Source organism: Micromonospora parva, assembly GCF_000718515.1.
GTDB classification, from domain to species: Bacteria; Actinomycetota; Actinomycetes; order Mycobacteriales; family Micromonosporaceae; genus Micromonospora; species Micromonospora parva.
In genome coordinates, this window is record NZ_JNZS01000027.1 from 113,398 (window position 1) to 121,083 (window position 7,686).

A 7,686-nucleotide genomic window follows, 5' to 3' on the forward strand; every position below is an offset into this window, starting at 1 on the left:
CGGGGTGACCGTCAGCCGGCGTGGTACGCCCGGATGATGGTCTGGTCGATGCCGCTACCACCGTTCGCGCCGGCCTTCACCCGCAGCGAGACGGCCTGCCCGGCGGCGGCCTTCGGCAGCACGACCCGGTAGCTGTCGCCGCTGCTGGTGACCCGGGCCGAGGTCCAGGTGGCACCGTCGTTGGTCGACGTCCACACCTCGAACGAGGTCACCTTCTGCGCCGTGACACCGTGTGCCTGCCGGACGGCCAGCTCGGCCGTACCGCCGGTGGCGTGGTTGTTGGTGTCCATCGGCAGCGCGTAGTCCAGCGCGAGCAGCGGCAACGGCACGCTTGCGGTCCCGTCCGGCCCGGCCGACCGGAACGTCCACGAGGTGCTGACCTTGGTGGAGATCGGCAGGATCAGGCTCGTGTCGACGTCGAGGGTCAACCGGTAGTCAGACAGCTGCTGCGGCACCGTGAAGTCGGCGAGCGGGCGGTCCCGTTCCTCGACCAGCTTGCCGTTGCGGTACAGCGACAGCTTGCGGTTCACCCCGATGGAGGGGCCCTGGAGGCAGTCGGCCCGCTGGTGCTGGTCGGTCAGCGACACCAGGTCGATGTGCAGGTTGCCCCGGGTCCGCGACGGCGCGGTGGCGCAGCTGTGGTCGACGCCGGCCGGGTCGTCGTAGAAGCCGGAGTGCAGGGGTTGCCGCGCCCACACCTTGGTCTGCTGGCTGCCCGGCTGGTAGCTGCGGGGCGCCTCCTGGGCCGACAGGCCACCGTAGACACCCTCGTCCGCCCAGCGGAACCCGGGCGAGAGGTAGTCGGTGCGGTTCGGCGGCAGGTTCCCCTCGTGGGTCTGCGTCACCGGGAACCCGTCCGGCGTGAAGCCGCTGCGGACCAGTTGGGTGACCATCCCCTCCGAGTCCATCTGGTGGAATCGCTCATCGATGCGGGCGAGCGTCGCCTGCTCGGCCCGGCCCACCCGGAAGGCGGGGTCGGCCGGTACGCCGTCCGGGTACTCGTGCACCAGGTTGTACCGGTACGGCTTGGCCGTGCCGGCCGGCGAATCGAGGTTGACGGCCGCCCAGCTGCTCCGGGATCCGACACCGGGTTTCGGCATCGCGGTGGTGCGGACAGTGGTCTGGGACCCGTACCCGCTGACCTGGTGCCACCAGGACAACCCGTTCGGCGCGGTCTGGACGTTGGTGAGGTCGGTCTTGGTGGGTGTGGTGGACACCCCGTCGACAGTCGCCGTCACCGGCCTGGCCCGCGCCGGGTCGAGGGTCACGCTCCGGGCACCGCGCACGTCCAGGTCGGCCTCGGCGGCGAGCGTGGTCTCCAGCACGTCACTGTCGACGTAGTAGGCGACGGACGAGCCGAGGATCGCGTACCGGCCGGCTGGCACCCGCAGCGTGAAGGTGTCTCCGGGGGCACCGCCCGCGCCGCTGTAGTAGACCACCGGGTCGGCGAGGTTGGTGACCAGCAGGTTGATCCAGCTCTCCGCGCCGTCCTTGAGCCCGGGCAGCGGCTTCGTGTGGATGGTCAGGTCATAGCTGGGCGGCTCGACGGAGAAGCTCACCGGGGTGGTCGAGACCAGCTTGCGGCCGGGACCGCGCGCGGTGACGGTGGCCAGGTAGAAGCCCGGCCGGGCGGACAGCGCCGCACGGTCGATCCGCACTGTCGTACCGGCGGTGGAACCGCGCTTGAGCGTCACCCGGTCGGTCGACAGCGACGCCGCCCCGCGCGGCACCGGCTGGCCGTCGTGGTTGACCACCGACACGTCGAGGTCGAGGTGGGTCGTCGCCGGGGTCGCCGCGCCGGTCCAGCTCAGCTTCGCCTCGCTGGTCCCGGACTGCGGGTACGCGAAGGTGCCGAGGTTGACCACCGGCTGGTTGCTGGTCGGGCCGCCGAGGGCCCGCGCCGCGTTGAGCCGGCCGGCCCCGACGGCGTACGCGTCGACACCGGTCAGCGGGTCGGCGGCGCCGACGAGCGCGGCCTTGATCTGCTCGCCGGTCCAGTCGGGGTGCCGCTGGACGAGGAGCGCGGCGGCGCCCGCCACGTGCGGGCTGGCCATCGAGGTGCCGCTGATCGCCTCGTAGTGCTCGTCGATCGGATCCTGCAGGTTGGTGCCGGCGGCCCGGGCGGCGACGATGTCGACACCGGGCGCCACCAGTTCCGGCTTCGCCACGTGGCTGGTGACCAGCGGTCCGCGGCTGGAGAAGTCGGCGAGCTTGTCGTTGCGGTCGACAGCGCCGACGGTCAGCGCGCTGGCGGCGGAGCCGGGCGAGGAGATCGCGCCGCCGCTGTTGCCGGCGGCGATGACGAAGAGGACGCCGGTGGACTTGCTCAGGCCGTCGACGGCGAGCGAGAGCGGGTCGTTGCCGTCGTCCGCATCGCTGCCGCCGAGGCTCATGTTGATGACGTCGGCCCGGGCGGCGGCCCACTCCATGCCGGCGATGATGCCGGAGTCCTCGCCGGAGCCGTGGTCGTCGAGGACCTTGCCGATCATCAGCCTGGCGTCCGGCGCCACGCCGCGACGCTGCCCCTGGGCGGCCGCGCCGGTGCCGGCGATAGTGGCGGCGACGTGCGTACCGTGGCCGTTGTGGTCGACGGCGTCACCGCCCTCGGCGGTGAAGTCGGCCCGGTCGGCGACCCGGCCGACCAGGTCCGGGTGGGTGAAGTCGGCGCCGGTGTCGAGCACCGCGACGGTGCTCCCCTTGCCGGTCCAGCCGGCCTGCCAGGCGTCGGATGCGGCGATCTGCTCCAGGTTGCGGTCGAGGTCGGCGCGCTTGCCGCCGGTCAGCGCGGTGGCGCGGACCCTGCGGTCGAGCCAGACCTTCTTCGCGCCGGCGAGCAGCGAGTTCGTCGCCAGCTTCGCGGTGGCCGGGGCCTTCTTGGGTACGCGGCCGGCGACCGCGCCGATGCTGGGCAACGGCAGCACGTCGCCGAGCGCGGCCACCCGGGTCGACGCCGTGGCGGGCTGCACGATGAGCGGCAACTCGAGGGTGTTCTCGTCGTCGTACCCGTCGGCGATCAGCGCGGTGACGTCGAAGAGGTCGGGGTCGAGGACCGAGCCGATCTGGGACGCGACGCGGGCGGGGATGACGTGCAGGTGACCGTCGGGGCCACAGTTCTGGCGGATCACCGCGTTCTCGTCGGCCGGCCGGACCGTGGCGTGCGGGCAGCCCGGTCCGGTGTCCCGTACGGTCACCACGTCCCCGGTCAGCAGGGTGACGGTGTGCGTCTTCGGATCGGCCGTGGCTGCGGGTGCGCCGGTCTGACCGATGTGGCTGGGTCCGGCCGTGGCCGCGCCGCCCGGTAGGGCGGTCAGCGTGGTGGCCGTGACGGCGATGGCCAACAGCCACCGCGTTTTCCTGAGCATGGTGCTCCTCGTCTTATGTGGACGAAAGCGCCTCTTCGGGCGACTTCCCGCAAGATCATATGCACGGAGACGACCAGGCGGGCACCCCTTGACGAGGGGGTTTTCCGGCCCACGCGCTGCGGATTTCGGCGTTGTATCGCCGACGGGCTCAGTTCGATGTCGTTTCGATTGCGGCCCGCCGGACCGGCGGCGACGGCGTGGACGACAGGTGCGTACCCGGTCGAAGGGATCGACGCGACGCCGGACCGGACCTAGCATGGCGACGAATGGATCTTCGAGATCGGCCCCCGCCGACCCCGGCAACCAGCCCAACCGAAGGGAGACGCGCATGCGTCGACCCCGTCATCTGGCACTCCTGAGCGTCGGCGTGTCCGGCGCGCTGGTGCTCAGCGCAGCCCCACCAGCGGCTGCCGCCCCGCCCCCGCCCACCACGCCCACCGGCATCGTGGTCAGCGACGGCATGACCCAACCCGTGTTCTCGCTCGCCGACGCGATCGAGGAACGCGTGTTCGTCCAGACCCCGGTGGACACCGACCACGACGGTCGACTCGACCGGGTGGCCATCGACATCTCCCGTCCCCGGGAAACCGCCACCCAGGGCTTCAAGGTGCCGGTCATTTTCGAGCACAGCCCCTACCGCAAGGGCACCTGGGGTGACGTGCCGTACCCGAGCGTGCTGGTCGACGACCTGCCGCAGAACGGTCTGACCGACCGCTCCGGCCGCCGGGCGCTCGACGTGGGCACGCAGCGGGCCCAGGCCAAGGCCAACCTGCCCGGCTCGCTGGACGACTACTACGTGCCCCGCGGGTACGCGGTGGTGCTCGGCCAGAGCGTCGGCACCGGCGACTCGGACGGCTGCCCGACCAGCGGCGACCAGGCCGAGACGCTCGGCACCAAGGCCGTCATCGACTGGCTCAACGGCCGGGCCAAGGGGTACGACGCCAACGGCGCCCCGGTCACCGCCGGCTGGACCACCGGCGCGGTCGGCATGACCGGGGTCTCCTACAACGGGACGCTGCCCAACCAGGTCGCCACCACGGGCGTCAAGGGGCTCAAGACCATCGTGCCGGTCTCCGCGATCAGCAGCTGGTACGACTACTACCGGGCCAACGGCCTCGTCGTCGCACCCGGCACGTTCCAGGGCGAGGACCTCGACATCCTGGCCCAGTACACCGCCGGACAGGCCCGCGCCGAGGGGCAGTGCGCCGACGAGCTCGCGAAGATCACCGAGGAGCAGGACCGGATCACCGGCGACTACTCCACGTTCTGGCGCGACCGCGACTACCTCGACGCCCGCGACGTCGAGGCCAGCGTCTTCGTGGTGCACGGCCTCAACGACTGGAACGTGAAGACCGAACACTTCGCCGGCTGGTGGGACGAGCTCGCCAAGCGCCACGTGCCGCGCAAGATCTGGTTGCACCAGGGCGGGCACGGCGGCCCGGGCAGCAGCGCCTCGGTGACCCTGCCGAGCGGTCAGACGTGGACGTACAAGCAGACCGAGAACCGCTGGTTCGACTTCTGGTTGTGGAACGTGCGCAACGGCATCATGGACGAGCCGACGGCGGTGCTCCAGCGCGAGGATCGCGCCTACACCACGTACGCCAACTGGCCCGACCCGGCCGCGCGGGAGGTCGGGCTGCGCTTCGCCGCCACCGACGCCACCGCGCCGGGCACCCTCACCACCGGCAAGCCGCCCAAGGCCACTGTCGAGCAGAGCTTCGTCGACGAGGGCCGGACCATCCACCCGGACACCCTGGTGTCCAATCCGGACGTCGCGAGCGCCAACCGGCTCGCCTACCGTTCCCCGGAGCTGACGCAGAGCGTGCGCATCTCGGGGCGTCCGGAGATGCGGCTGCGGATGGCGATCGACAACAAGCCGGACGCGAACCTCACCGCGTACCTGGTCGACTACGGGCCGGCCGGGTCGACCGCAGCACCGACAGTGGTGACGCGAGGCTGGATGGACCCGCAGAACCGCAAGAGCGCCGCCCGCACCGAGCCGGTCAAGCAGGGCAAGCTGTACGACTACCGGTGGACCATGGAGCCGAAGGACTACGTCTTCCCGGCGGGCCACCGCATCGGCGTGGTGGTTTTCTCCAGCGACCAGGAGTACACCCTGCTGCCGCTGGGCGGCACCGAGCTGCGGGTCGCGCCGAAGGACAGCGAGCTGCGACTGCCGGTGGTCGGCGGGCGGGCCGTCCTCGGTTTCTGATCAGCTCTGGGAACGGGTGGGGCGGTTCGACGACGCGTCGGGCCGCCCCACCCGGGTGTGGTCGTCGGCGGTCTCGGTGTGTGCGAGTGCGGCGAGCAGCCGCAGTTTCTCGTCGCTGTCGCTGTCCTTGTCGGGGTAGTAGACGACGAGGATGACGTCACCGATGGGGAGTTTGTCCCGGTGGAGGCGCAGTTCACCGACGACGGGGTGGTGGACGGTGGTCGTGCCCCCGTCGAGGCTGCGGACGTCGTGGCGGGCCCACAGGGTCCGGAACCGCTGACTGGACAGCGCGAGTTCGCCCACCAGCTCGACGAACCGGGGGTTGTCGATGTCGTCGCCGATGGTGGTGCGCAGGGTGGCGATGAAGTCGGCGGTGGCCTTCGTCCAGTCCTGGTGGAAGGCTCGTTCCTCCGGATCGAGCAGGAGCGAGCGCAGCCGGTTCTGACCGGGCCGCAGGCGCGGGGAGAGCGCCACGGCCATCGGGTTGGAGGCCAGGACGTCGAAGGCGCGTCCTTCCACGAACGCGGGGATCTGAAGGTGGGCGAGCAGTTCGTACACCCGCGCCGGTACGTGCTCGGACCGCTTGCGGCGCGGCGCCCTGGGACGCGCCGCCGCGAGGTCGAGCAGATACGTCCGCTCGATGTCGTCGAGTTGCAGGACGCGCGCGAGTGATTCGAGGACCTGCGGTGAGGGGTTCCTGTCCCGGCCCCGTTCCAGCCGCAGGTAGTAGTCGGGGCTGATCCCGGCGAGCAGGGCGACCTCCTCGCGGCGCAGGCCGGGCACGCGGCGCCGACCGCCGGTCGGGAGCCCCACCTGCGCCGGTGAGACCAGTTCGCGCCGGGCCCGGAGGTAGCTGCCCAGCCGATGGCCGCCGGCCGACTCCTCATCCCTCATGCTCACCACGGTAGTGCGGTGCGCGGGGCGCAGAGGGGTCCTGGTGGGACCTGGGAAAACGGGGGCCCTGCCACCTCCGCCGGGCTCCGTCAAGACTGTGATCGCGCTGTTGTTGAGAAGGACAGCGCGCATCACTGTTCGCGCCGCGAGTTGACGCGTCGGCGCCCTCTGAATCGAAGGGAAGATCTCGTGGATCTCTCCAACCGCACAGTTCTCATCGTCGGCGGCACGTCGGGTATCGGGCGGGAGCTGGCCCGGCGGTTCGCCGCGGCGGGCAGCACCGTGGCCGTTGGCGGTCGCAGCCCCGAGGCCCTCTCCGCGCTCGCCGCGGAAGGTTTCGGCACGTTCGGCATCGACGTCACCGACGGCGCCTCTGTCGGCGCTGTCCGGGACGCCGTGCTCGCCCGTTACCCCGAACTGGACACGGTGGTGACGATGTCGGGTGTCATGCTCACCGAAGACCTTCGCGATCCTGCGCACTTCGGGGCGGCGGAGGCGACGATCGACACCAACCTGGTCGGCACCATCCGGGTCATCGACGCCTTCACCCCGCACCTGCTGGGTCGGGGTGCCGGCACGTTCATCACCGTCACCTCCGGCATCGCCTTCCTGCCGTTCCCGCCCATGCCCAGCTACGCCGCCTCGAAGGCAGCGGTGCACGCCTACTCCGAGGCGCTGCGCGCGCAACTCGACGGCACCGGTGTCGACGTCGTCGAGCTCGTTCCCCCGGCCGTCGCGACAGCCGGGCAGGAGAAGGTGAACCCGCACGCGCTGCCGCTCGACGACTTCGCCACCGAGGTCATGCAGCTGCTCTCGGCGAACCCCACCCCGCGCGAAATCCTCGTGAAGGGCGTTCTCATGCACCGTTGGGCCGAACGTGACGGCACCTACGCCGATCTCGTCGCGCAGCGCGCGAAGGCCCTGTCGATGTTCCCCGGTCGCGAAGGCTGACACCCCTCCCGATCGGGAGGGCTTCGTCGAGGGGCACGCGAACGGGCCCGCGGCGTGACCCAAGGGTGGGACCGGGTCCGGCCAAGTCGCCCGGTTCCGTCAGGCACTGTCTCCCCGCGTCGGCCCCGGTCGAGCGGGCGCAAATGCCCCCGCACCGGGACAGCGCGCTTTTCAGGAACCCGAGTCGATCATCCCGTTCGTCCGTCATGTCGGGGCATCCCGGCGAGCACCGGTGTCCGGTTTGGGTGGGGGTGTCGGGTGGTCGGG

4 protein-coding genes are annotated in these 7,686 nt (G+C 71.2%); 2 read left to right on the forward strand and 2 right to left on the reverse strand.

Annotation, left to right across the window (positions count from 1 at the left end):
• Nucleotides 1–11: 11 nt before the first annotated feature.
• Nucleotides 12–3,362: a S8 family serine peptidase gene (locus IF22_RS0128065; protein ID WP_156057939.1), complete on the reverse strand. Its 3,351-nt coding sequence runs from the start codon at nt 3,360–3,362 to the stop codon at nt 12–14.
• A 328-nt stretch (nt 3,363–3,690) separates the two neighbouring features.
• On the opposite strand from IF22_RS0128065, the gene IF22_RS0128070 reads away from it, so the two are divergent.
• Complete coding sequence (locus IF22_RS0128070) at nt 3,691–5,574, forward strand: Xaa-Pro dipeptidyl-peptidase (protein WP_030337154.1); 1,884 nt, start codon at nt 3,691–3,693, stop codon at nt 5,572–5,574.
• On the opposite strand, the gene IF22_RS0128075 is transcribed toward IF22_RS0128070, so the two are convergent.
• Nucleotides 5,575–6,468 carry a helix-turn-helix domain-containing protein gene (locus IF22_RS0128075; protein WP_030337156.1) on the reverse strand — a complete coding sequence of 298 codons (894 nt, stop codon included), beginning with the start codon at nt 6,466–6,468 and terminating at the stop codon, nt 5,575–5,577.
• Nucleotides 6,469–6,657: 189 nt separating this feature from the next.
• On the opposite strand from IF22_RS0128075, the gene IF22_RS0128080 reads away from it, so the two are divergent.
• Nucleotides 6,658–7,419, forward strand: coding sequence for an SDR family oxidoreductase (locus IF22_RS0128080; protein WP_030337158.1), 762 nt, complete (start codon nt 6,658–6,660; stop codon nt 7,417–7,419).
• The last annotated feature ends 267 nt before the right edge of the window (nt 7,420–7,686 follow it).

Bases quoted from the DNA above. Each gene is read 5' to 3' on its own strand.
- IF22_RS0128065 (WP_156057939.1), bottom strand. From the start codon at position 3,362: ATGCTCAGGAAAACGCGGTGGCTGTTGGCCATCGCCGTCACGGCCACC.
- IF22_RS0128070 (WP_030337154.1), top strand. From the start codon at position 3,691: ATGCGTCGACCCCGTCATCTGGCACTCCTGAGCGTCGGCGTGTCCGGC.
- IF22_RS0128075 (WP_030337156.1), bottom strand. From the start codon at position 6,468: ATGAGGGATGAGGAGTCGGCCGGCGGCCATCGGCTGGGCAGCTACCTC.